The sequence below is a fragment of the Gardnerella coleohominis genome (assembly GCF_002896555.1).
In the GTDB taxonomy this organism is placed as follows: domain Bacteria; phylum Actinomycetota; class Actinomycetes; order Actinomycetales; family Bifidobacteriaceae; genus Bifidobacterium; species Bifidobacterium vaginale_F.
In genome coordinates, this window is the sequence record NZ_MNLH01000030.1 from 1 (window position 1) to 448 (window position 448).

Consider the following 448-nt stretch of genomic DNA (forward strand, 5'->3'; position numbering starts at 1 on the left):
GGGAAGAACACTGCGAGCTTGCCCTTGCATGCTGGGTCGTTATTCACCACGCGAGCAACATTGTTAATGAGCTGAATGGTGAGCTTTGCCATAGCATAGCCTGGAGCGGACTTAGCGCCGAAGAACACGGTGCGTGGAAGCATCTTGTCTACGTCGATTGTGCCATTCTTGATTCCAGCGTATGTGGAGATAACCTGGAGGATCTTCATGGACTGGCGCTTGTACTCGTGCAAACGCTTAACAATGGTGTTAAACATAGTGTCTGGGTTGATTTCAAAGCCATACTTCTGCTTTGCGAAATCAACGAAGGCGAGCTTGTTCTCTTGCTTAACCTTAGCAAACTTCTTAACGAAGGAAGGATCGTCAGCCAATGGCTTCAAACCTTCAAGAAGCTCCAAATCACCCTGCCATGCGTCGGTGCCCAAGCCCTCAGTAATAAGAGCAGACA

1 protein-coding gene is annotated in these 448 nt (G+C 48.9%); it reads right to left on the reverse strand.

The features are described 5' to 3' along the window. Positions 1-448 (reverse strand): glycogen/starch/alpha-glucan phosphorylase (locus BFS05_RS06570; RefSeq protein ID WP_146026746.1); only part of this gene is annotated, 448 nt, incomplete at both ends.